The sequence below is a fragment of the Pseudoalteromonas rubra genome (assembly GCF_005887115.1).
Classification (GTDB): Bacteria; Pseudomonadota; Gammaproteobacteria; order Enterobacterales; family Alteromonadaceae; genus Pseudoalteromonas; species Pseudoalteromonas rubra_F.
This window is the reverse complement of record NZ_PNCJ01000034.1, coordinates 123,340-147,358: the sequence shown is the minus strand read 5'-3', so window position 1 is coordinate 147,358 and position 24,019 is coordinate 123,340. Positions and strand designations below refer to the sequence as shown.

The 24,019-nt window shown below is 48.1% G+C and carries 18 protein-coding genes, 1 other RNA gene and 1 pseudogene; 4 read left to right on the top strand and 16 right to left on the bottom strand.

Annotated elements, in window-relative coordinates; genetic code table 11:
- A pseudogene (locus CWB98_RS24475) lies at positions 1 to 534 on the top strand (IS4 family transposase); the annotation flags it as partial.
- Positions 535 to 972: 438 nt separating this feature from the next.
- Here the strand turns inward: CWB98_RS24475 and CWB98_RS19220 are convergent.
- Complete coding sequence (locus CWB98_RS19220; protein ID WP_138546304.1) at positions 973 to 1,290, bottom strand: hypothetical protein; 318 nt, start codon at positions 1,288 to 1,290, stop codon at positions 973 to 975.
- 457 nt (positions 1,291 to 1,747) lie between these two features.
- The gene (locus tag CWB98_RS19215) at positions 1,748 to 2,746 is read right to left on the bottom strand and encodes a sphingomyelin phosphodiesterase (protein ID WP_138546303.1); all 999 of its coding nucleotides are present in this window, start codon (positions 2,744 to 2,746) and stop codon (positions 1,748 to 1,750) included.
- A 528-nt stretch (positions 2,747 to 3,274) separates the two neighbouring features.
- On the opposite strand from CWB98_RS19215, the gene CWB98_RS19210 reads away from it, so the two are divergent.
- Positions 3,275 to 4,171: a hypothetical protein gene (locus CWB98_RS19210; RefSeq protein WP_138546302.1), complete on the top strand. Its 897-nt coding sequence runs from the start codon at positions 3,275 to 3,277 to the stop codon at positions 4,169 to 4,171.
- A gap of 407 nt (positions 4,172 to 4,578) precedes the next feature.
- Here the strand turns inward: CWB98_RS19210 and ffs are convergent.
- Both ffs and CWB98_RS19200 read right to left on the bottom strand, forming a co-directional pair.
- An RNA gene (gene ffs, locus CWB98_RS19205) (signal recognition particle sRNA small type) lies at positions 4,579 to 4,675 on the bottom strand.
- Positions 4,676 to 4,833: 158 nt separating this feature from the next.
- Positions 4,834 to 5,733 (bottom strand): DUF3014 domain-containing protein, encoded by a 900-nt coding sequence (locus CWB98_RS19200; RefSeq protein WP_138546301.1) that lies wholly within the window; start codon positions 5,731 to 5,733, stop codon positions 4,834 to 4,836.
- Between the two features lie 583 nt (positions 5,734 to 6,316).
- Here CWB98_RS19200 and CWB98_RS19195 point away from each other — a divergent pair.
- Positions 6,317 to 7,462, top strand: a complete 1,146-nt coding sequence (locus CWB98_RS19195; protein ID WP_138546300.1) for a patatin-like phospholipase family protein — start codon at positions 6,317 to 6,319, stop codon at positions 7,460 to 7,462.
- A 4-nt stretch (positions 7,463 to 7,466) separates the two neighbouring features.
- Here the strand turns inward: CWB98_RS19195 and CWB98_RS19190 are convergent, their stop codons facing one another.
- On the bottom strand, positions 7,467 to 9,467 hold the full coding sequence (locus CWB98_RS19190) for a monovalent cation:proton antiporter family protein (protein WP_138546310.1): 2,001 nt from the start codon (positions 9,465 to 9,467) through the stop codon (positions 7,467 to 7,469).
- Between the two features lie 206 nt (positions 9,468 to 9,673).
- On the opposite strand from CWB98_RS19190, the gene CWB98_RS19185 reads away from it, so the two are divergent.
- Positions 9,674 to 10,570 carry a GGDEF domain-containing protein gene (locus CWB98_RS19185; protein ID WP_138546299.1) on the top strand — a complete coding sequence of 299 codons (897 nt, stop codon included), beginning with the start codon at positions 9,674 to 9,676 and terminating at the stop codon, positions 10,568 to 10,570.
- A gap of 46 nt (positions 10,571 to 10,616) precedes the next feature.
- Here the strand turns inward: CWB98_RS19185 and CWB98_RS19180 are convergent, their stop codons facing one another.
- From CWB98_RS19180 to bamA, 11 genes are all read right to left on the bottom strand, one after another.
- Positions 10,617 to 10,958, bottom strand: a complete 342-nt coding sequence (locus CWB98_RS19180; RefSeq protein ID WP_138546298.1) for a hypothetical protein — start codon at positions 10,956 to 10,958, stop codon at positions 10,617 to 10,619.
- Positions 10,933 to 12,288, bottom strand: a complete 1,356-nt coding sequence (tilS, locus tag CWB98_RS19175; RefSeq protein WP_249364723.1) for a tRNA lysidine(34) synthetase TilS — start codon at positions 12,286 to 12,288, stop codon at positions 10,933 to 10,935. The genes CWB98_RS19180 and tilS overlap by 26 nt, the downstream gene beginning before the upstream one ends.
- Before the next feature lie 101 nt (positions 12,289 to 12,389).
- Positions 12,390 to 13,346: an acetyl-CoA carboxylase carboxyl transferase subunit alpha gene (accA, locus tag CWB98_RS19170; RefSeq protein WP_138546296.1), complete on the bottom strand. Its 957-nt coding sequence runs from the start codon at positions 13,344 to 13,346 to the stop codon at positions 12,390 to 12,392.
- Between the two features lie 16 nt (positions 13,347 to 13,362).
- Positions 13,363 to 16,854 carry a DNA polymerase III subunit alpha gene (gene dnaE, locus CWB98_RS19165; RefSeq protein ID WP_138546295.1) on the bottom strand — a complete coding sequence of 1,164 codons (3,492 nt, stop codon included), beginning with the start codon at positions 16,852 to 16,854 and terminating at the stop codon, positions 13,363 to 13,365.
- A 2-nt stretch (positions 16,855 to 16,856) separates the two neighbouring features.
- Positions 16,857 to 17,450 (bottom strand): ribonuclease HII, encoded by a 594-nt coding sequence (rnhB, locus tag CWB98_RS19160; protein ID WP_138546294.1) that lies wholly within the window; start codon positions 17,448 to 17,450, stop codon positions 16,857 to 16,859.
- Entirely contained in the window at positions 17,440 to 18,594 is a 1,155-nt protein-coding gene (gene lpxB / locus CWB98_RS19155; RefSeq protein ID WP_138546293.1) for a lipid-A-disaccharide synthase, read from the bottom strand. Before lpxB ends, rnhB begins: the two co-directional genes overlap by 11 nt.
- Before the next feature lie 100 nt (positions 18,595 to 18,694).
- Positions 18,695 to 19,465, bottom strand: a complete 771-nt coding sequence (lpxA, locus tag CWB98_RS19150; RefSeq protein ID WP_138546292.1) for an acyl-ACP--UDP-N-acetylglucosamine O-acyltransferase — start codon at positions 19,463 to 19,465, stop codon at positions 18,695 to 18,697.
- 2 nt (positions 19,466 to 19,467) lie between these two features.
- Positions 19,468 to 19,920 (bottom strand): 3-hydroxyacyl-ACP dehydratase FabZ, encoded by a 453-nt coding sequence (gene fabZ, locus CWB98_RS19145; protein ID WP_138546291.1) that lies wholly within the window; start codon positions 19,918 to 19,920, stop codon positions 19,468 to 19,470.
- An 11-nt stretch (positions 19,921 to 19,931) separates the two neighbouring features.
- A complete protein-coding gene (gene lpxD / locus CWB98_RS19140; protein ID WP_138546290.1) occupies positions 19,932 to 20,972 on the bottom strand; it encodes a UDP-3-O-(3-hydroxymyristoyl)glucosamine N-acyltransferase in 1,041 nt (346 codons plus the stop codon).
- Positions 20,972 to 21,490 (bottom strand): OmpH family outer membrane protein, encoded by a 519-nt coding sequence (locus tag CWB98_RS19135; RefSeq protein WP_138546289.1) that lies wholly within the window; start codon positions 21,488 to 21,490, stop codon positions 20,972 to 20,974. Before CWB98_RS19135 ends, lpxD begins: the two co-directional genes overlap by 1 nt.
- A gap of 10 nt (positions 21,491 to 21,500) precedes the next feature.
- Positions 21,501 to 23,972, bottom strand: coding sequence for an outer membrane protein assembly factor BamA (bamA, locus tag CWB98_RS19130; RefSeq protein WP_138546288.1), 2,472 nt, complete (start codon positions 23,970 to 23,972; stop codon positions 21,501 to 21,503).
- Between the last annotated feature and the right edge of the window lie 47 nt (positions 23,973 to 24,019).

Sequence of the window (24,019 nt, the reverse complement as noted above, 5' to 3'; positions counted from 1 at the left end):
CAATCAACTCTCAATTACAAAACCGGGCCGAAATAGGAAGGGCCCTGTCGCTGCAAAACACAACATTAAACGTATGGACCGACTGCTTGGCAACCCTGATGTATAACGACCGACTTGCTATTTACCGCTTTCATGCGCGCCTGATCTGTGGTGCTGATCCCATGCCTATCTTGCTAGTCGACTGGGCCGATACTGCGGTTGATGACTTTGCGTGCTTCCGTCAGCATTCAGGGACGCTAAATGATAGTGTATGACCGCACTTTTACCTTTGCTCAATACAATTCTCCTAAGTCCCATCAATTTTTTCTTAATGAACTTGCCATTACCCTTCCATAGAGAGCCTGCCTGATAAATGTATTCCACTCATCGTGACCGATGCTGATTAACGAAACACCTGGTTTCGACAGGTCGATAAAAAAAGATTGGTTCTGGCTGGGACGGGTGCGTGGCAAAGTCACTTATCAGCATAAGAACAGCGAAGATTGGTATGTAAATCAGGCACTTTATCCATCAGCCACTCCCCGTGGACGTTATCGCTAGTTGCACAGGGCCGTTCCTGCACGCTGTATCAGACTAGTGTGGTTTATGCTATGGAGATTTGCTTTTGATGAGTCACTTCTGTTTTGAACCGTTTGTGATTTAAACCGTTACAACGTGACGCATTCCCTGTCCGAGCAACGTTATTTATATGTATTATTAGACCCACTTTTTCCTATTTGGCAAGGTGCTGTGATTTCAACACAGCATGACTTACTCCCCCTTGCATCTTGCATTGGCAGAGTCGCCTCGACGCGATATTCATTTTACAGGCAACACTTACACGGTCAGATTAGTAGTGGCTATAACAAAACACAACGGTGTGGTAATAAGGTAGATGGCGGACTGACGATGCGGCTCGTCTATATGAGGAACAACCGCGCGGTGTATACAACGCAACTTTTTATGTCAGACTAAGCAATGTGTTACATTCACTTATTGATTATAGGTCCTTAGCACATGGGCTGCTGTCCCATAATTAGCGGCTGAACAATCATAATTATCAACGGAATAACCTATCATAACTTTTTTTCCGGTTGCTTGCGCCGTGAGTAATGCACTATACCTTTCTTTCGTACCGTCATCTTTATTCAGAAATCCCAGAGTTCTCCAACTGGCTCCTTCTTGTTGATACATTACTTTCTGCCCTTCAATTTGAATACTAAGAACCTTGGCTGCGGGACAATCTGTTCTAGCAGCTAATGCAGGTAGAGAAACTAAGGTCATGATTGAAAAATATAGTATTGTTTTCATTGGTAACTCCGTGATTGAGGGATGCTTTGTAAACATAACGCTTGAGTATTCATGCGTATTATTAGACCCACTATTTGCCTATTTGGCAAGGTGTTGTGATTTCGACATAGCATGACTTACTCCCCCTTGCATATTGCATTGGCAGAGTCGCCTCACCGCGATATTCATTTGTCAGGCAACACCTATACGGCCAGATTAGTCGTGGCTATAACGAAACACAACTTGAGTAGTGCTAAGGTAGATCCCGGCTCGCAAGCGTCCGGGATGACATACGACTCGTCTATATAAGGAAAAATAAGGAAAAACGCGCGGTGTATAGGTAGAGCGCGACTCACGAGCCGTCTGGAATGAAGGAGCTATTTGTTTGGTTTGCTTTTAACGAGGCACTACAGCGTAGTCTGCTTTGCTTGCCCTGCCCTACTCACAAAACGTTGAGTAGGGCAGTTTCAAACATGCATTAAAACTCAAAGTTAACTTGTACCGGATAGTGATCAGATAGCTCGTTGTAGTAGCCGTTATGATAGTAGCGACCGCTGCTTAGGTTCCAGTTGCCGCGCAGATAGCTCCAGTACCAGTTTTGTTGTGCTTTTGGATAACGTACTGTCATGCTTGGCGCATTGCTGGGTTGTTTGTGGTCACTATGCCAGAAAACGTAATCCAGTGTGTCGTTATAATCTAGGCTGTAGTCAAAGTAATATGCATTGGCCTTGGTGAACCAGTTGTGTTTTGCCGGGAATGACCCTACCTCTGGCGTCTGAAAGTTTAACTGTGCACGCGCTGTTGCAAGCATATCCGCGACTTCCTGCTGCTTACTCCACTCCACGTTCATATCACCACCAATGATAACAGGCTCGCTGGCAGGAATGTTTTCTGCCTCAATAAATGACTGAATTTCGTATAGCTGGCCCATCCGCACACGGTGCTCCTGAGCGGTGTCGCCGTCGTGAGTTGCCTGCAAGTGCGTGCCGATCAGGTGATAACGTTGATTGTCTTTTTCTATTTCTACATAGGCGAACCCTTTGTTTGCCAGATAATCCCAGCTACCACTCAGACTACTGTGAAAGACGTGTGCTTTTTGCTTGAGGATTGGATACTTAGACAAGATCACCACGCCGCCACGGATCACAAACGGGCTGTTTGAACAGTTACCCGTCAAAGCATCCCAGCCACTGCCGCTACAATCCTGCCCGACGTTAGGTGTCTGGTAGGGGTAAATCGCAGACAATGCAGCCAGCGCCTGCTCTGCATCATTGTTAAAGGCCTCGCTTATCAGGATCACATCCGGGCTGTCACTCAACGATGCCAGCACACTGGGCAAACGCTCTGCCCGGTTTTGCTGGTCCCAGTCTTGTACATTGAGTTGCATAATATTGTAGGCCATGACTTTGAGTGAATCGGCCATACTGTGTGTACTCAACAACATCAGTGCACAAAGCATCAGGTGCTTAACTTTCATCTTATTCTCCGGTAGTTCGTTGTTATTTTTGTCTTTATTAAGGCATTACCCAGACAGGCCCACAGCATAAGTAACCCGGATGAGTAAAAAATTTCGCTGCACACCTTAGTGACAAAAAGTGACGCTTCCATTGCACTAACCCGCTATTCTGATGAAGGTTTTTTGAGATATACATTGCTGATTTAAGACTTACCAATGACACCTGCACTCGTTCACGCGCTGTCATTGGCACGATGAATATTCGGCATTCGTCAAAAGGTATTTTTTGATGTGGAGTATTTAAAAGCAAGTGAGGTCAACAGCAAGCCTGACAACCCAAAAAACGAGAAAGAAAGTAAGCACACACTTACACATTGAAAATTATCTTTGCCTGCAAACGCTTCAAACAACCTATCACACTTAACAGCCAGCTCTTGTACCAAGCAACAACCAAAGCTCCAACAGACTTTGCATAAACACTTGCGTTGATCTACACCACAAAAACGATTAGCATAATTATTCTCATTTGCATTTAAGGAAAATATAACTATGAAAATACTCTCTGTACTGCTGCTGTTGCTGTTCTCCCTGCCGGCCCTGGCTAAAAAGCCAATCCGGGTTGTCGATATCGGTGTAATGGGCCTCGCCTCTCATGATCTGTTTCAATGGAATGCACAAGCGCGTGAAAATGAAGAAAACGGTCGCTTTGACCTGAGTACTATTTTTGACTATGCCGATGGCACTCGCATTCATCAGGGTGGTAACCCTAAAAACTCATCGAATGCTGCGGTGTATTCCATCACCCAGAATCTGGTCAGCTTTTATGCAGGTAAAAAAGCCGCATTGTTGATGTCCAGAACAGTTACTGAAGAGCAGGCTCACATCATCGCGCGCCAGCAAACGGTTGCCTTCTTTATGGGTATGGTTAAAGAGTCATATGAGCGCTTCACCAATGCCGGATTCCCAGATTATGCGCTGGCACAAGCCGTTACCGACGACGAGCAAGCTGTGATGCGTGCACTACATGATGTCTTACCCGGCAAAATTTACGTAAACCGTAACCTGACGCGCGAAGTGTTTGAAGTCACTGACTTCAGACTGGCCATGACTCAGCTGTCACCAACTGAAATGATGAAAACAGTGAAGTTTTACGATGGTAAATATGATGAAGAATACCTGCATGTCGTCGTTCCTGGCTTCCCGGATCCAACCATCATCAACCTGCAAGCCATTGATCACAGCTTTATTGCTGAGCAAACGAATTACAACCTCGACGACATGCTCGCCGAGCTACAATTCTATGGCCAGTTCCCGTTCTTCGGCAACCTGGTCCACTTCACCAGCTTTGGTTACCACCTGGAAAACCTGTTTGCCAAAGGCATTTGCAACAAATACGTTGATGGTAGCCCAAATACCTGGAATACCGTTGCGGTCGAGTGTTATTGATCTACTTGATTGATATGCTCTATTGATGGAGCTAAATGGCGCACTTGTTCTTTAGAAGGCAAGTGCGTTTTTGGTCAGATAATTGAAAGGTTGTTAATTCAAACTGTGGCTTGTGGCGATTTGAGGCTGAGCCTATTCCATTACTATTCATTTTGAGCTTCCCATCGACCCTTCAATGTCAGTAAAGAGCTTTTGAAGACACCCATTTGATATAGTTAGAAGTCATAAAGCGATATCCGTATCCTCAAAATACGATTGCTCTGTAAAATGGAATCAAATAACCGGTTAGGAATAAAAGCTATGCATTGGTAATCTAGAAGCGTAGCTGGAAAGTAATTTTTAGCTTTAGAAGAATTTTGATTTTGAAGTGAAATCTGACACCGCAAACTTTGGAGTTTGGGTGGCAGTCTTACCAGCCACATCCCGGCACACGAGTCATCCGCTGTGGCTGCTTCCTTCCGGACCTGACCAGGTTCACGAACTATCGTTGCGAGAGGACCAATAAGACTACCATTGAGGGCCTTGTTTGGCGCGGGAGGGATTATCGCGAGTTTCGTGTCATGTTGCAAGGGGAAATGTTAAAAAGCCCGGCTAACTGCATAGTGAGTATACAATTAGACGAGCTTTGTTGGTTTGGTTGGGGTTTTTACTTTGTTTTCGGGTTACTTGGCCAGCTCGGCTTTCAGGTCTTGCAGGCGCTTTTTCATTTTCTTCATGTTTTCCGGGCCCATGCGCAGGAAGAGTTTTTGTGCATCAGACAGTTGCTCCCATTCTGCATAGGCATATTTGTAGGTGACTGACTCTTGTAGTAAAGGCAGGCTGGTTTCCGGGATTGGGGTTTCCAATAACTCTCCCAGCGCTTCTTGCAAAGTCAGGTCGAATTCGCCACCGTCGTAACCAATTTCTTCGTACGCTTCACCGATCAGAGGTCTGAACTTGTTGTATGTACGTACCAGCTGAGCAGTGCTCATGGCATTTAGCATGTTGACATAAGGTGTGTAGCGCTCGAAGCTGTTTGGATCGGTGACAATGATGTCATCTTCAATGACCATAAAGCTGTCTTTTGGTTTGCTGACCGGGAAGTGTTTTTTAGCCACTTTTCCCTGTGCCAGATTATCGACAAACACCACGCTGCGGCGGATCATATCTTCAGTCACCACCAAATCCATCGCGGTATCATTTAAATAGTTGGCGATTTGTTCGCTCAGGGCCACGTCGCTGTTATCCAGTGAGGGGAGCGGCGGTGTAACAGGCTGCTCTGGTTCGCGCTGAGGCAACGACTCTGGCTCAGGGATTGGCTCTGGCTCCACAACGGGTGCTGGCTCAACAGGCTCTTCAACCTGAGGCTGCGGCTCAGGGCGTGCAGTGTTAACGACCTCCATTGGTGTTTTCTCCGGCACTACAACATCCTGTTTAAACTTTGTGTTTTCCTGCTGATTGTCCCGGTTTGAAAGCACAAAAATGGCCACGACCACGAGGGCCACGACCACACTTACGGCAAGCAATAAGTGGCTGTTAGAAGGCTTGCTGTTCCTTGATTCTGCTGAGTTGTGCTCTGACATGGAAACTCCATTAAATTTGCTAAACGAATTTGTTGCACTTAGGGTGCTTAAAGTACCAGGTATAGTGACCTGCCACTCACCAGACAACAAAAATAATCTATAATATACAAAAGATTATAGCCTAATGATGGTCGTTTTGACGACCTTTGCATCTGCAGCCTGTGGCTTTTTTGGTATCTTTAAACGCGTCTACTCACCTTTGCTTCCTGTATTGGTGAGTATTCAATACTAATCCAGATGAGCCGGTGCCATGAGCACGATACACTCAGCGCTCACATGCATTACAACCAGGCTGTGCCATTTTTGCCTAAGTATCGCTAAGTCTCTCTTGTCACCAGGCGAGCGGCTCAGTTGAGTGGATCAGTATAGTAAAAGATATCGCATCCCTGATAAGGTGCAATATCAATTACAGGTTAGTGAGCATATGGGCTCAATATGAATCGTCAATGAATTTGCTTTGGTTAAGCGATGTATTACTGTTTTACTAAGTTAAACATACCGTTATAGTAATAGTGTCGGCCCACTGATGGCTGATATGGCAATCTCAATTCAGCCTAATAAATTTGAGTGGTTAAGGAAGCATATGAGTCAACATCACACTTCGCGTTCACGACCTCAAACGGCCCTGCTGTTAACCGGTGGCGGCGCTCGTGCGGCCTATCAGATTGGTGTACTTAAGGCACTGGCACACAGCCTGCCCAGAACCGCACCGCTGCCATTTCGTATTATTAATGGTACATCGGCAGGTGCAATTAACTCCGCCGGCCTTGCCTGCTATGCCTCGAATATGCATCTGGCCATTCGAAAAGTAGAGTCTATCTGGAAGAACTTCCATACCGATATGGTTTATGAGAGCGGTTTTATCGGTGCCTTTGGCCATATCCTGGGCAATATGATGCGAAGTTTTCAGGCGGAGTATATTAACCAGCCACCCGCGAGTTTGCTCGACAACACCCCCCTTCGCCATTTACTGCGCGATGTGCTCGATCTCTCACGGATCGACCGCCACATTCAGCGCGGTTATCTGGATGCCTTGTCTGTTACGGTATCCAGTTACTCGACTGGCCGCTCTGTGTCTTTTTATCAGGCCAGAGATGCACAGCCCTGGCAGCGCGCCAAACGTATTGGCGTACCCGATCACATCACGCTTGATCATCTGATGGCGTCCAGTGCAATTCCAATGGTATTTCCCAGCGTGCGGGTCAGACATCATTACTATGGCGACGGTTCCATCCACCAGCTGTCGCCACTCAGCCCGTCGATTCATCTGGGGGCAGAAAAAATCTTTATTATTGGTGTGGAGCAGCCAAAAATACCGACGCCAATTGGTTACGAGCCGCATTTTCCGGGCATGTCAGTCGTCGCAGGTCATTTACTTGATAGTGTATTCAGTGACACGCTGCAGTCTGATCTTGAGCGGCTGGAGCGGGTTAATCGCACGGTAGGCCTGTTGCCTGCCAGAGACAAACACAAAGAGCTCAAACATATTAATACCTTGGTGGTTAACCCTACTCACAACTTTAATGAACTGGCACTGCACTTTTACGATGAACTGCCAATGGCCATTAAACTGTTACTACGTTCTATCGGGGTGAAGCGACACTCTCCGTCGAGTTTAACCAGCTACCTGCTATTCGAAAAAGCCTACACCCGGCAGTTAATTGAATATGGCTATCAGGACGGTATGGACAGACTAGACGAGATACGTGCTTTTCTGGAACTGGATTAGTGGCCTAGGGCAAGCCGTCTAGCAGAAACTGTTCTGCCCGCTCTACCCGACGCGGCTTGCCTTTGAGCAACAGTACATCACTGGCACACAAGGTGGTTTCCTCATCGGGGATGGAAATTTCTTCTCCATTACGTCGCAGCGCTTTAACCACCACTTTGTGACGTGCTAAGTCCAGCTCCGCGATTGACTTGTCTACGGCATAGGCGTCGTCCGGTAATGCGATTGCATGCAGGTATTCCAGCCTGTCTGAGCTGTAGCTTGCGCCTTCCGGACCCGCGTATTCTTTCATTTCCTGGCTGTCACCGGTAAAAAAACCGTGCAAATATTCATAGCGATTTTGTCGCTCTATGCTTACCCGTTTAAGGATCCGCCGCATCGGCACGCCCGACATATACAATACATGAGACACCATCATCAAACTGGCCTCCAGCGATTCGGGCACCACTTCTGTCGCTCCCAACTCTTTTAGGGCCTCAAGATGGGTGTCATCTTTCATTCTGACCAGGATTTTTACCTCTGGTGCAAAGCGTTTCACTGCATCAATGACCGCCTGAGCCTTATCAAAGTCGTTCAGTGAGACGATCACCAAACGGGCTTCACTGACATTGGCGGACTTCAGTACCTCTTGTTGGGTTGGGTCGCCAAACACTACAGGCTCACCGGCGGTCAGGGCCTCTTGCACAATCGCAGGGTTGCGCTCCACCGCAATGTAAGGAATGGCTTCCGGACGTAAGAACCGGGCAATAGTCTGACCGACACGGGCATAACCAAATATCACCACATGGTTTTTCACTTTACTGGAGGTAATAAACCCCTGTTCATGCGGTTCAGGCCGACCTTCACTGTCAATGCGTAGTAGCTTAACCAAGCGGTCTGTTTCACTGATCAGATACGGCGTAAGTGCCATAGACAACACACCCAGAGCTATAAGGAAAGACGCTGCTTCTGCGCTGAGCAGCTGATGCTTGCTGGCCAGAGCAACCAGTACAAAGCCAAACTCCCCCATTTGCCACAGTAAGATGCCCGCTGCAAACGCATCTTTGCGGCGCTCTCCCATCAACTGCGCCAACAGAAAAATAATACTAAGTTTCAGCACTATAAGTAACGCCAGCACCAGAATAATGTAAAAGAACGACTGAATTACATAAGAAACATCTAGCTGTGTGCCCACAGTGACGAAGAACAAACCCATCAGAATATCGCGAAACGGCCGTATCTCAGCTTCCAGCTGATGCCGGTACTGACTCTCACCAAGCATCATCCCGGCCAAAAATGCCCCCAGTGCCATAGACAAACCAAACGCATAGGTCAGCGCCCCGGCACACAGCGCCACCACCAAAGTAGTCAGTACGAATAATTCGTCAGTGCGTGCCATTGCAACTTCATTGAATACTTTAGGCAACACCCATTTTCCGATGGCCCAGAGTAACATGCAAACGAACGCGCCTTTGGCGAGCGCAAGGATCAAAGCGCCCACCAGCACCTGGTTGTCAGACTGGCTTAATAAAGGAATGGTGATCAGCAGAGGAACAACGGCAATATCCTGGAAAAGCAATACGCCTACGGCAAGCTGGCCACGACGAATGTTTAATATCCCCCGCTCTTTTAGCTCTTTAACCACAACGGCAGTGGAAGACAGAGCAATCAGGCTGGCAATGATCAGTGCCTCTATCCAGTTAAAGCCAAGGTACTTTAAGATCACCGCCAGTACCACGGTGGTTACTAGAACCTGCAAACTTCCCAGGCCAAATACCACACTGCGCATTGCCATGAGTTTGGGAATTGAAAATTCCAACCCCAGACTAAACAACAAAAATACTATTCCTAGCTCAGCTATTAATTGGATCTCATGGCTGTTATCTATCCAGCCGAATCCATAGCTGCCAGCCAAGAGTCCCGTCAGCAGATACGCCAGGATCGGCGGCAGTCCAACGCGCTTGAACGACCACACCAGTGCAACGGCACAGAGTAATAACGCTATCAACCCGGCAAACTGACCCTCCAGGGCGGCAACTAATGTACTGGTGACATCCTCACCTAAAAACCCGGCAAAATTTTGCTGCAAACCGCCTCCCAAGCGTCAATAAAATAGTGTTGAGCATTTTTTATTCACTACTAAATATAGCAAGCAGCTGTTTTTCAGCCAGTTTAAATTTTTGGCATGAAACTCGCTTAGAACATAGCGAATGTTGTACTTTAGGGGAATATTAGATGGAAAATGTCCATATTTTGACTCAACGGGCGCCGACGCGCGGGGATTTTTTGCCGTTTAACGCGCAAATGCAAATGTCGCACGTCCCCGAAAACCCGATGAGCCTGACTGAAAAATTGCAAACAACTCTGGATGTAAATGGACTACTCGACATCTTTGCCGGTTATATCAAACGCATCATAAATCTGGCCGGACTCCAATTTCACTCTAGTGAAGGTGTGTTTCAGATGCAGCAGAGCAACAACCAGCTGAGCCCTTATACTTTTGATCTGGAGTTAAACAACCAGCATCTGGGTCAGATTGTGTATTTTAGTAAATATCGTCTGAGTGAGGCACTGCAGGCCAGGCTGGTCCAGCTGCACACCTGCTTGCTGTATCCACTGAGAAATGCACTGATGTATCAGCGCGTGCTGAAGCTGGCGACCAAAGACTCACTGACCGGATTATCAAACCGCAGCCAGTTCAATGAGTTTTTGGCGAAGAAACTTGAACGCAGTCGCCGTCACCATTGCAATTTTAGCCTGATGCTGCTGGATCTGGATAACTTTAAGCAAGTGAACGACCTCTATGGCCATAAAATGGGTGACAATGTGTTGATTGAGTTTGCGCGCATTCTGGAGTCTTCGGTACGGGCCACAGACACCGTATTTCGTTTTGGTGGCGATGAGTTTGCGATCCTGATTGACGATCCGGCCTTTACGACCAACAAAGTGATTGCAGAGCGCATCATGGCATCGGTCAGGTGCTGCACTGTCATGAAGAATCATGATGTCACAACCAGTATTGGATTTACACTGGCCACCAGCCAGGATTGTCCGAATGAGATTTTCTCGCGGGCGGACAAGGGGCTGTATCGCGCCAAGGATGCAGGCCGAGACTGCGCACGTACAATTTAACCCGCAACAGCTCGACCATATTGCGTCCCCTAACGCGATATGGTCTTTACTTGCGCAGCACTGCCAGTTTGTAAAGCAACAACAACAGGGCAAAGCCACCAAAGAAGCTGTTGATCACCCAGGCCAGTGACAAAAAGTCTGGCAGATCACTAAATATGATGGCCAGCATGGGCGCACCCAGGCCAAAGATAAAAAAGCTGCCACCTTTGCCGTGCCAGTAAGCCAGCAACAGTGCTGCACTGAGTCCACCCACGCTTAAGCTAAGCGCAACATTGGCAATGTTCAGTCCACCATTTACCGCCAGAATTATAAACAATGCACCGCAGCCAAGTACTGCCCAGATAGCTTTGTTCGCCAGCGATTCACCGATCTTTTGTGTTTCTTGCATCTTCTAATTTCCAGTTGAGTCCCTGAGACGACGCATACGCCTCATTAACGAAAAAGCCCACCACCTGCACCAGCTCGTCGTTGTAGTAAATCAGGGGCACACGGCTGCGCTCCCAGGTTGGGACACCATAATCTTTTAGCCAGTGTTTCAGGGTATTACGGCCACTTCGTCCGAGTGGTTTAATTTTCTCGCTCAGACAATTAAATCGTACTGACACTTGCTCATCTGGCGCAGGTACACGCACGCCTTTACCCTGCTGCACCTGTAAAGTATGAGCATCATCCAGCACCACCGGCGTCTGACCTATGTCATGGCTTGCACGCCAGGCTGGTTGTTCTATCACCCAATAAAGTGCGCCTCTGAAACGTCGAACCTGCCCCTGAGGCAAAGTAACAGCCATTTGTGCGTCTGCTCTGGCGTTAAGTGCCTGTCCGAGGATCTGTTCAAGCTGCTTATGCGAAGGCATCTGAACGCCCTGCTCCGCCAGCCAGGCTCGCACCAGATTTTGCTGGCGCAACAGCGTAAATTCACCCAGGCGCTCGATACATAAGCTGTTGTCGTTCGAACAGTAGGCCAGGTCCGTCTGGGTGATTTCATCCAGCAGCGCCTGTTGCCCCTGTAACAATTCAACGGAGCGCATAACGCTTGGCACAAAGCCTGAAAAGCGGGATTTTAACAGGGGTAACACCTGGTTACGCAAGAAATTGCGGTCAAACCGATCGCTAAGGTTTGATTCATCTTCGATATGTGAGATCCCAAACGTGTGCGCAAACGCTTCTATGTCAGCGCGCTGGGAGGTTAACAGGGGTCTCAGACACACCCGGCCGGATCGCAACACAGTCCGTGCATGCATCGCCCCCAGCCCTTTCAGACCTGAACCTCGTTTCAGGCGCAGCAGGAAAGTCTCAACCTGATCATCCGCATGCTGCCCGAGTACTAATGCATGATGCGGATATGCCTGTGCATCCAGTGCCTGATAACGTGCTGTGCGGGCTTGCGCTTCGAGGCTTTGGCGGCTTTGTGCCACCACTGTGACCGCGGCCGGAGTAAAGTCAACCGTCAGTGCATCGCATTGTGCCTGACAAAACGACCGCCACTGCGCAGAATTAGGCGACAAACCGTGATCCACATAAATCGCCTGTAATGCCAGATGGGTATTAACTTGTACGTAATGACGACATAGGTGCAGCAGCACCACAGAGTCGACCCCACCAGAAAGTGCAACTGTGAGGCCACGCGTTACCGTTTGCGTTGTCGCGTGCATTCCCTCATCAACCAGTAATGTATCCAGGCTGGCAGCAAAACGTTTATAAAGCGGGGTCTGAGTCATAATCACGGACATTATTAGTACTTACACAATATTATCCCGATTTCGCGCTCATAAAAAAAGCCGCGATGCGGCTTTTTTCAATCTTGCGGTGTCACTGTGGCTTAGCAATAACCAAATGACATCAGACGCTGGTAACGTTGCTCCAGCATATCTTCTGTGCTCAGTGCTTCCAGTTCGCCCAGATCGCGCTTAAGCTGAGCTTTAAGGTTTTTCGCCATCGTGTCGTAGTTACGATGTGCGCCACCCATAGGCTCATCAATGATAGTATTGATGAGATCCAACTCTTTAACGCGTGCCGCTGATACACCCATGGCTTCTGCGGCCAGTGGTGCCTTTTCAGCACTCTTCCACAGGATAGAGGCACAGCCTTCAGGAGAGATTACAGAGTATGTGCTGTACTGCAGCATGTTAACGCGGTCGCCCACACCAATCGCCAGTGCGCCACCAGAACCACCTTCGCCAATGACAGTACAAATAGTCGGCACTTTCAGAGCAGCCATGACTTTCAGGTTACGTGCAATAGCTTCACTCTGACCACGCTCTTCAGCGCCAACGCCCGGATACGCACCCGGTGTATCGATGAAGGTGATGATTGGCATCTTGAAGCGCTCAGCCATTTCCATCAGGCGTAAGGCTTTACGATAGCCTTCAGGCTTTGGCATACCAAAGTTACGTTTGATTTTTTCTGCTGTGTCGCGGCCTTTTTGCTGACCGATAACCATGACTGGCTTGTCGTCTAATCGTGCGACACCACCCAGAATAGCCGGGTCGTTTGCAAACGTACGGTCACCCGCAAATTCGTCAAATTCAGTGAAAATACGCTCGATATAATCGCGTGTATAAGGACGAAGCGGATGACGCGCAAGCTGAGATACCTGCCAGGCACCCAGATTGTCGAAGATCTTTTTCGTTTGCTCTACGCTTTTTTCCTTGAGGCGGCTGATCTCTTCTTCAAGGCTGAGATCAAGACTGCCAGAGCGGCTTACGTTTTGTAATTCATTGATTTTTGCTTCTAACTCTGCGATTGGAAGCTCAAATTCAAGATAATTGAGGCTCATGCTCTAAACTACCTGTTTAATTAAATTCTAGTTCTATTTCCTGCGCCGCCATCTTGGATAACCGTCTGAGGAGATCATCACTGGGCGTCACACACCATTGCATACCTAATGTCACTTCCGCTATCGCGTCCGGGCGCTGATATTGGATTTTTACCGGACACGTACCGAATTTATACGGTTCCAGTACTTTTTTCAGATTATCGATGAAATTCGCGTCAATTTGCACCATATTCAATGTCATTTTTATCGCACTGATCCGCTTTTCGCGGGCCTGAGCTATAGTGCAGACTTCTCTGGCGGTCATTGTAATGCCGCCGGAGAAGTTATCAAAGCTGACCTGTCCGGATATTACCAAGATTTGGTTCATTTGCAGCATATCTTGGTACATTTCAAACTGTTCAGGGAATAAGCGTACATCAATTCGTGCGCTCTTGTCATCTAAAGTTATCAGACCCCAGCGTTTGCCTTTTTTGTTGACCAGCACCCTTGCATTGATAACCAAACCAGCAGCCGTCGATTGCACATCACGATTCGTTGGCTGTAATTCTACTAGACGACCCGAGGTGTAATTTTTTAACTCTTTTCTGTACTGATTTATCGGGTGACCGGTCAGATATAAGCCTAACGTGTCTTTTTCACCCTGTAACCATTCATCATCCGACAGCGGGATTGCTTTAACAAATGCCTGCTCAACTTCGTCTGGCTCAACGGCCAGCAAGCCAAACAAATCACTTTGCCCCAGTGACTCGGCCTTGTGATGCTGCTCGGCAGACTTCATAGCGTCTTTCAGGCTGGCCAATAAGGTGGCACGCCCGGGCTGGGTTTTCTCCGGACCCAGCTGGTCCAACGCGCCTGCGTAAATCAGTTTTTCAATCACCCGGCGGTTGAGGCGTTTCAGGTCAACCCGGGCACAAAAATCGAATAAGTCTTTAAACGTACCACCCTGCTCGCGAGCTTCGAGAATGGCTTCAACTGGGCCTTCACCCACGCCTTTGATGGCGCCGATACCATAGACGATTTCGCCCTGGCGGTTTACCGCAAACTTATATACGCCCGCGTTGACGTCCGGTGGCAACAGCGTCAACTTCATGTTTTCGCATTCATCGACCAGGGTGACGATTTTATCGGTGTTATCCATATCCGCCGACATTACTGCTGCCATAAACTCGGCTGGATAATGGGTTTTCATCCACAGCGTCTGATACGATACCAGTGCATAAGCAGCGGAGTGAGATTTGTTAAAGCCGTAACCTGCGAACTTCTCTACAAGATCGAAGATCTTCATTGCCAGTTCGCCATCAACGCCGTTGTCTTTCGCACCGTCTTCGAATGTGGTTCGCTGCTTGGCCATTTCCTCGGGCTTTTTCTTACCCATGGCTCGACGCAGCAAGTCCGCGCCACCCAGGCTGTATCCCGCCAGAACCTGGGCTATCTGCATTACCTGTTCCTGATACAGGATGATGCCGTAAGTGGGCTCCAGGATGGGCTGCAGACTGTCGTGCTGGTATTGCGCATCCGGGTAAGAGATCTCTTCGCGACCATGCTTACGGTCGATAAAGTTATCTACCATGCCCGATTGCAGCGGCCCCGGACGGAACAGAGCTACCAGTGCGATCATGTCTTCGAAGCAGTCCGGCTTAAGACGACGGATCAAGTCTTTCATCCCGCGCGATTCCAGCTGGAACACGGCGGTGGTTTCAGCTCTGAGCAGCACTTCAAAGCTGGCCGGGTCGTCTAACGGAATGGCTGCAATATCAACCGGATCAATACCATCGCGCGCCAGCCGCTCGTTGGTCATGTCCAACGCCCACTGCAGGATGGTTAAAGTACGCAGACCGAGGAAGTCGAATTTAACCAGACCTGCGGTTTCAACGTCGTTTTTATCAAACTGGGTAACCGGGAACTTACCTTCTTCATCACAATACAGCGCAGCAAAGTCGGTAATACTGGTGGGCGAGATAACTACACCCCCGGCGTGCTTACCAGCGTTACGTGTACAGCCTTCAAGAATGCGACACTTGTCGATCAGCTCACGCACTTCTTCATCGCCGTCGTACACTTCTGGCAGACGCGGCTCCACCTCAAACGCTTTGGCCAGTGTCATACCCGGGTCACCAGGAACGAGCTTAGAAATACGATCTACAAAACCATAAGGATGACCAAGCACCCGGCCGACGTCTCGGATAACCGCTTTGGCCGCCATGGTACCAAAGGTAATGATCTGGGATACCGCCTGACGACCATACAGCTTAGATACGTGATCGATTACTTCATCCCGGCGGTCCATACAGAAGTCGACGTCGAAATCGGGCATCGAGACACGTTCAGGGTTAAGGAAACGTTCGAATAGCAGGTCGAATTCAAGCGGATCCAGATCGGTGATTTTTAATGCATAGGCCACCAATGAACCAGCACCGGAACCCCGTCCTGGTCCTACCGGTATATCATTATCCTTACTCCACTGGATGAACTCCATTACGATCAGGAAGTAACCAGGGAACCCCATCTGGTTGATTACGTCGAGCTCAATTTGCAGGCGCTCATCATAAGGGCCACGTTTTTCTGCTCGCTCTGTATCATCGGGGAATAAGAACTGCAACCGCTCTTCCAGACCATCGCGGGATACCTTCACCAGGAAATCTTCGATTTTTAAATCACCAGTCGGATAATCTGGCAGGAAATAAGTGCCCAGCTGAACAGTGACGTTACAGCGCTTAGCTATCTCGACCGTGTTTTGCAGCGCTTCTGGAATATCACTGAATAACTCCTGCATTTGCTCAGGGGTTTTCAAATATTGCTCTTTGGAAAAACGTCTGGGTCGGTTTTTGTCTTCCAGCGTGTAGCCATCGTGGATCGCTACGCGAATTTCATGTGGTTCAAAGTCATGCTCATGCAGGAATACCACTTCGTTGGTTGCCACCACGGGCAAGCCTCGCTCAGCGGCAAGCGCAACTGCAGCATGGAGGTATTCTTCTTCTTGCTCGCGGCCTGTGCGATGCAACTCCAGAAAATAATGATCGCTAAAATGGGTCTCATAAAACTCTACGGTCTCGGCGACCAATTGCGGGTTGCCCTTGAGCAGTGCTTTGCCGACATCACCATCTTTGGCACCGGAGAGTAAGATCAGACCTTCTTTGTACTTGGCAAGCCATGCTTTGTCGATAACGGGCCGGTGAAACACGTGGCCTCTTAAATAAGCCTCAGAGATCAGCAGCGTGAGATTTTTGTAGCCTTCATTGTTTTTTGCCAGTACCACGATACGGCTGGGCTCATCCGGGAATTGATCGCTCTTCAACCAGAAATCGGCACCAACCAGCGGTTTAATACCCGCGCCATGCGCTGCGCCATAGAACCGCACCAAACCACACAGGTTCATCTGATCCGTTATCGCAAATGCGGGCATGGCCAGCTCAGCGGCGCGCGCCACAATAGGCTTAGTCTTAGCCAGCCCGTCGACCATAGAGAAGTCGCTGTGTACTCTTAAATGAACAAACTCAGGGACTGCCATAACTACTGCTTCTCCGCCAGAATACGCTGTACGGGTTTAAAACTGGTTCTATGGTGCGGTGTGACACCATGTTCACTCAGCGCAGCAAAATGCGCTTTCGTTGGATAACCTTTGTGTGCTGCAAAACCATATTGTGGATACTGCTTATCCAGCTCCAGCATTTCCTGATCGCGCGTCACCTTGGCCAGTATAGACGCGGCACTGATCTCTGCAACCAGGCTATCGCCTTTAACGACAGCCTGCGCAGGCACATTCAATTCAGGCAAACGGTTACCATCGACAAATACAAATTGCGCTTTCACCGCTAAGCCTTCTACGGCGCGGGTCATAGCCAGCATGGTGGCATGAAGGATATTCAGCTCATCAATCTCACTGACCGTGGCACGAGCCACATGATAGCAAAGTGCTTTTTGCTTAATCTCTTGCGCCAGTAGCAGGCGCTTTTTCTCGGTGAGTTTTTTAGAGTCCGTCAGACCTTCTATCGGATTGGCTGGATCCAGGATAACAGCTGCCGTGACCACGTCACCCACTAAAGGGCCACGACCCACTTCGTCTACGCCTGCAATAAACTGCACATCAGGACGTTCAATTTGCATCAATCAACTCCACTACGGCCAGTGCCGCCTGTTTGCTGGCGTCACGGCGAATATTCTGGTGAATATCATAAAATCTTTGGATCAGGGCTGAGTTATCTCCTTTAAGCAAAGGTAGCAATGCATCCGTAAGTGCATCAGGGTTACAATCCTGTTGTAAAAACTCTTCTACCAAGGCTTCGTCTGCGAGCAGGTTTGGCAACGAAAAATGCTTGATATTGAAGGTAAAAAAGGTATTAAAAATCCAGTAGCTTAAGGGCTTAAGCTTGTATCCTACCACCATGGGCTTTTTATAGAGCATGGCTTCGAGCGTGGCAGTTCCTGACGCCAGCAAAACGGCAGTGGCCGCGGTCATGGCCAAGGAAGACTGACCATCCAGTAAAATTGTTCTCAGCTCGGGCGCTACCTGTGCCTGAATAGCCTGAAACTGGGCTTTACGCTTTTCATTTACCAGAGGAACAAGGATTTTTAAGTTGGGAATTTTATCTGCCAACGCTTTTGCGGTCAGTAGATAAGTTTCACTGAGCTGGCTGACTTCTGAGCCCCGACTGCCAGGTAATAGAGCCAGCACAGTATCAGAGTCTTTGAGGCCCAATTGCGCACGTGCAGCTGCAACATCCACATCCAGAGGTATTTCATCCGCCAGCGTATGTCCGACGAAGGTACAGGGCACGTCGTGCTTATCATAAAATGCTTTTTCGAATGGCAACAAAGACAACACCAAATTGGTCGCTTCAGCGATTTTGAAAATACGCTTTTGTCGCCATGCCCAGACCGAAGGGCTCACATATTGCACAGTTTTAATCCCGGCTGCTTTTAGTGGTTTTTCCACACGCAGGTTAAAATCGGGCGCATCTATACCAATGTAAATATCCGGCTTATGCGCGATAAACTGCTCGACCAGTTGCTTGCGGATTTTCAATAGGCGTGGCAGCCGCCCCAGGACTTCCACCAGGCCCATCACAGCCAGCTCTTCCATATCGAATAAGGTTTCACACCCTGCATCCAGCATTTTTGGACCGGCAATACCGATAAATCGTGCATTTGGGTAATGTTCGCGCAGGGCATGAATTAGCCCGGCACCTAAGATGTCACCAGAGAGTTCGCCGGCAACAATCCCTATCGTAATTTCTTTTTCGTTGGCCATGTGATTCTTTTAGAATAAAAAAACGCCATACAGGCTGTATGGCGTTAGTATATCAGATACAGATATGCGATGTAGAAAGGTTCTCGGTCGTTATATAAATTTAACGAACCAAGCCTCTTTCTGAGGTCGCAATAAAATCGATCATTTGCTGTACACCGGCAAACTTGGCGGCATCCTCACGCATTACTTCCAATGCCTCGTCCAGCTTAAGGCCCTTGCGGAATAACGTTTTATACGCTCTGCGAATCGCCATGATCTCATCCGACTCATATCCTCTGCGCTTTAACCCTTCAGAGTTAATAGCAGCAGGCCGAGCCGGAGTGCCTGTAGTTGTAACAAATGGCGGTACGTCCTGATTCACACCACTGTACATGCCAACAAAAGCATGTGCACCGATTTTACAGAACTGATGTACACCAGAGTTACCGGCCAGGATAACAAAATCGCCTACATGAACATGGCCCGCCACACTGGCGTTATTGGCAAAAATTACGTTGTTGCCAATGACAGCATCATGCGCAACATGGGTGTACGCCATAAACAAGTTGTTGCTACCAATTTGGGTAATACCCTTGTCCTGAATTGTGCCCCTGTGAATAGTGGCACACTCGCGGATAATATTATTATCACCAATCACGAGTTTAGTTGGCTCATCCCTGTACTTTTTATCTTGGCAGGCTTCGCCCACTGATGCGAACTGGAAAATATGGTTGCCTGAACCAATCACGCTGGGTCCTTTAATTACCGCGTGAGATTCAATTTTACAGTTGTCTCCGATAACAACATCGTTGCCGATATAACTATAGGGACCAACCGATACGTTTTCGCCCAGTTGAGCACCTGACTCAATAATTGCAGTAGGATGGATCACGCTTAAAACTCTCTTCTTGCACACATTATCTCGGCGCTGCATACGACCTTACCGTCGACCTTGGCAACACCGGAAAATTTCCAAATATTACGGCGCTCTTTAACAAATTCAACGTGTAAATGCATAGTGTCACCAGGCACAACAGGTTGCTTGAAGCGCGCGTTATCAATTGCTGCAAACAAGTATAGTTCATTATCGCCGCGGTTCTCGACTGTCTTAAAGCCCAGAAGGCCAGTCGCCTGAGCCAGTGCTTCTAAAATCATCACGCCAGGGAAGATTGGCTGTTCAGGAAAATGACCGGTAAAGATAGGTTCATTGGCAGTCACATTTTTAACTGCGTGTAAGTATTCACCTGGTTTGTGGTCAATGACCTTGTCTACCAGCAACATCGGGTAACGATGTGGTAGTAGCTTGAGGATTTCTTGAATATCGAAGCTATTTAATTCGTTGGCCAAAATAACATCCTTTAGTTATCAGTATGTTTAAGCTGTTCTGTGAGGCTTTCCAGCGCTTTAAGTCGCGCTTTGAAATCAGAAAGATTGCGTAGGTGAGCAATATTTTTACGCCACTCTTTGTTGGTAGTGTGCGGCATACCTGATGAGTAAATCCCCGGCTCGGAGATCCCTTTAGTCACCATGCTCATACCTGTAATGACGACTCCGTCACACACTTCATTGTGCCCGTTTACAGCCACCATACCGCCTATCTGGCAGTATTTACCGATCTTCACGCTACCGGCCATAACACTGCAGCCAGCAATGGCTGTACCGTAGCCGATCTCAACGTTGTGTGCGATTTGAATTTGGTTATCCAGTATCACATTGTCATGGATCACGGTGTCATCGAGTGCACCACGGTCTATGGTCGTGCTCGCCCCGACTTCTACGCGATTACCAATAATGACGCTGCCAAGCTGAGGGATTTTAACCCACTCTCCACCTTCGTTCGCGTAACCAAAGCCGTCGCTGCCGATCACAGCGCCAGACTGGAATAAGCATGATTCACCGATAACGATTTCATGGTAAATGGTGACGTTGGCCCACAACTTGGTTTTAGCACCGATGCGGGTATGCTTACCGACAAAACAACCCGGACCAATTTGCACGTCATCGCCCAATTCAACCCCCGCCTCTATGACGGCATTAGCACCAATGCTGACATTCTGCCCAAGCTTGACCGATGCATCTACCGACGCACGTTCATGAATACCTTGTGCGGCATTAGGGGTGGTATCCATATATTGTGCAAGCTTAGCATAGGCAACATATGGGTTATCACAGATAAGTTTGTTGCCAGAGAAGTGCTCAGCTTCACTAGCCGAGAGTATCACGGCCCCTGCTTGCGTAGACGCAAGTTGGCTGCGGTACTTTTTATTCGCAAGGAACCCAATGTCCTTATCACCTGCACTCAGCAAGGTGGCGATTTTCTCAATTGGCTGAGCTGGATCGCCTTGTAAATCGGCGCCCAGAGCCTCAGCCAACTGAGCCAAAGTGTAGTGTTTGGTCATTACTTTTTACTGACTACTTCAACAATTTTATCAGACAGGTCAGAAACTTTATCAGGGTTGAAGTAAATTGTCGTATCTTTTACTCGAACTTCGTCATATTTTCCTTTTTTAGCAACTTCTTCAATGGCATCAATGATCAGCTTCTGTACTTTTGCCAGCTCCTGATTTTGACGCGCTTTGATTTCTTGCTCTAAAGGACGCCCCTTATCAGCCAGTGCTTTCTGCATGGTCTGGATTTTCTTGCGTAATGCATTTTGTTGCTCTTCGCTCATCGTTGCGCTTTCACGTTGAAACTTCTCCGCTTCAAAACGCAGGTCACCTTGTAGTTTTTCTAGTTCTTGGCGACGCTCAGCGAATTCTGACTTTAACGTTTGCTCAATCTCAGCCATTTGCGGCAACTTGCCATAAATGCTTTGCATGTCAACCAGGCCAACTTTATGTGCAAAAGCAGACGCAGACGCTCCCATCATGAGTGTAGCCATCAGCGCCATGGCCGAAGTTTTAAATAGGTTTTTCACAATTAGCTCCTTAGAAAGTATTACTTATGTTGAAGCTGATGAAGTCTGTTTCATCATCATCTTCTTTTTTCAGTGGGTAGGCGAAACTGATCAGCATAGGTCCCATTGGCGAGATCCACTGTACAGATAAGCCCGTAGACACTCGGAATCGACTTGGATCAGAGTAGTCTGACAGTGTTTTATAAACATCGGGTGACAAGTTGGTGTAACGATCAGCGTCAAACTCCGTATCCCAGACGTTGGCAGCATCAATAAAAAGGCTGGTGCGCACTGAGCTGGTATTTTCCTCATCCATAAAAGGAGTTGGAACAATCATTTCTATACCTGCCAGCGCTTTTGCATTACCACCGATACGACCGCCCTGAATAAGGTTATCAAATTGCGGATCGCCACCAATCGAGCCCGGAACTGTACCATCTGGTAATGGTGTGCCGCCGATAGAGGTAGGTACACGTTGCAATGCACGTGGCAAAATGGTGTTACGGTCAAAGCCGCGCAATTCCATTTCGGTGATGCGGTAGAATTCCTGGAATGGCAATGTCTGTTCAAAGCCGTTAACTTCTCCGTAGCCATTACCATAGGCAAGTCCCGCACGCGCAGAGAATACCCAACGGTGGTCGTTGCTGACAGGCCAGTAGAAACGCGAGTCGTAGTTAACTTTGAAAAAGTTCAAATCCGAGTTAGGCGTAGTGACCCTGAAAGTGGCGCTTTGGCGTGAACCATCAGTCGGGAACATGCCTCGGTTAACTGTAATGCGAGACCAGCCTACACTTAGCTCATACTTAGTGAAATCAAACCCTGAATCTGGATTATCCGGGTCGGTAAACGCAAGGCGCATGACGCGAGACTGCTCGTAATCCGGAATACGATCCAGCTCTTCTTCAACCCAGCGTACACCAAAATTAATTCGGTTAACGGCATCGATTGGGAAACCGAAATTAGTACCGAGACCATAGTTAGTCTGGTCATAGTCAATCAGGCCAAGCTTGCTGCCATCAAAGTCACTGTAAAAGATACTGCTGCCCTGAGAGACACCATCCGGTGTGAAATAAGGGTCTGTATAAGATACCGTGTAACGCTTAGAGCCGCGACCTGTGTTGATGTTAAATGCCAGCTGATTACCTGTACCCAGGAAGTTAGACTCACTTACCCCAACGTTGAACTGTAAACCGCCATATGACCCATAGGCAACACCAGCCTGGAAGCTGCCTGCAGGCTGTTCTTTTACTTTAAAATCGACGTCGACCTGATCGTCAACCCCCGGGATTGGCTTAACTTCAAAGTCAACGCTTTCCATATAAGGCAAACGCTGGATCTGTAGTTTTGAACGCTCCAGGCTTTGGTTTGATAACCAGGCACCTTCAAGCTGAGTCATCTCACGACGCACTACATGGTCAGCGGTAACATGATTACCATTAACAGCGATGCGGCGCACATAGACGCGTTTACCTGGGTCTACTGCCAGGGTCAGCTTCACTTCTTTGTTTTCATCATCGATATCAGGAACGGTTCGCACTTCGGCATTAGCATAGCCAAAACGTGCCAGATAACTTTTAATAAACTCTTCCGAAGCGGTCACGATCGAACCATTGTATAGCTCGCCACTTTTTAGCGGTATGACACTGCGGATCAGCTCTTCACGACCCAGCAGGTCGCCAATGAATTCGAAGTCTTTGACCATGTACTGCTCGCCTTCAGTGAGGTTTGCGGTGACATAGACAGACTCACGTTCAGGGCTGACAGAAACCTGTGTTGAATCTATGTTGAATCGCAGGTAGCCGCGATCAAGATAGTAACTACGGATCTTTTCGAGATCGCCCTCAATGGTTTGTTTCTGATAACGATCGCTCGACAGGAACTGCCACCAAGGTAAATCTTGTTGCGACTCGGCCAGCTTCAACAGTTCTTCATCAGAAAAGAGTTCATTACCTACCAGGTTAATTTGCCTGACAGATGCCGCTTCCCCTTCTTTGAAATCAAGCTTAAGCCTTACCCGATTTCGTGGCAGCTCGACAATACTCGTCTCGATTTTCGCGTTATATTTACCAATACTGTGGAAAAATTCGACCAGACCTTTCTCTACGCTGTCAATAACGGTTCTGTCGAGAGTCTCACCGGCTCGAATATTTTGCTGATCTAAGCTTTCTTGTAGTTGTTCATCTTTGATGTCTTTGTTGCCATCAAACTCAATAGAGGCAATCGTGGGGCGCTCTTTGACTTTGAAAATAACCTGGTTACCATCACGGAATGCGGTAATATCATCAAAGTGACCAGACGCGAATAACGCCTTAATCGTCTTAGACACAGTGTAGTCGTCAATTTGATCACCAACGTTGATGGGAATGTGCGTTAACGCAGCGCCCAGCGCAACACGCTGCAGGCCTTCAACTTTCAAATCTTCTACGATAAAGGAGTTTTGCCCCAGAGCAGCAAAGCTCGCGCCCAGTAAACTCGTTACAGCTAAATGTTTTTTTATAGGCATTTTATTATCTTTATCCTTTACAGCTTACGGCGAACAGTGCGCCTCAA

Bases quoted from the DNA above. Each gene is read 5' to 3' on its own strand.
- CWB98_RS19195 (WP_138546300.1), top strand. From the start codon at position 6,317: ATGAGTCAACATCACACTTCGCGTTCACGACCTCAAACGGCCCTGCTG.
- CWB98_RS19185 (WP_138546299.1), top strand. From the start codon at position 9,674: ATGGAAAATGTCCATATTTTGACTCAACGGGCGCCGACGCGCGGGGAT.
- CWB98_RS19180 (WP_138546298.1), bottom strand. From the start codon at position 10,958: ATGCAAGAAACACAAAAGATCGGTGAATCGCTGGCGAACAAAGCTATC.
- tilS (WP_249364723.1), bottom strand. From the start codon at position 12,288: ATGACTCAGACCCCGCTTTATAAACGTTTTGCTGCCAGCCTGGATACA.
- CWB98_RS19215 (WP_138546303.1), bottom strand. From the start codon at position 2,746: ATGAAAGTTAAGCACCTGATGCTTTGTGCACTGATGTTGTTGAGTACA.
- lpxD (WP_138546290.1), bottom strand. From the start codon at position 20,972: ATGACCAAACACTACACTTTGGCTCAGTTGGCTGAGGCTCTGGGCGCC.
- CWB98_RS19210 (WP_138546302.1), top strand. From the start codon at position 3,275: ATGAAAATACTCTCTGTACTGCTGCTGTTGCTGTTCTCCCTGCCGGCC.
- accA (WP_138546296.1), bottom strand. From the start codon at position 13,346: ATGAGCCTCAATTATCTTGAATTTGAGCTTCCAATCGCAGAGTTAGAA.
- lpxB (WP_138546293.1), bottom strand. From the start codon at position 18,594: ATGGCCAACGAAAAAGAAATTACGATAGGGATTGTTGCCGGCGAACTC.
- CWB98_RS19200 (WP_138546301.1), bottom strand. From the start codon at position 5,733: ATGTCAGAGCACAACTCAGCAGAATCAAGGAACAGCAAGCCTTCTAAC.
- bamA (WP_138546288.1), bottom strand. From the start codon at position 23,972: ATGCCTATAAAAAAACATTTAGCTGTAACGAGTTTACTGGGCGCGAGC.
- dnaE (WP_138546295.1), bottom strand. From the start codon at position 16,854: ATGGCAGTCCCTGAGTTTGTTCATTTAAGAGTACACAGCGACTTCTCT.
- rnhB (WP_138546294.1), bottom strand. From the start codon at position 17,450: ATGCAAATTGAACGTCCTGATGTGCAGTTTATTGCAGGCGTAGACGAA.
- CWB98_RS19220 (WP_138546304.1), bottom strand. From the start codon at position 1,290: ATGAAAACAATACTATATTTTTCAATCATGACCTTAGTTTCTCTACCT.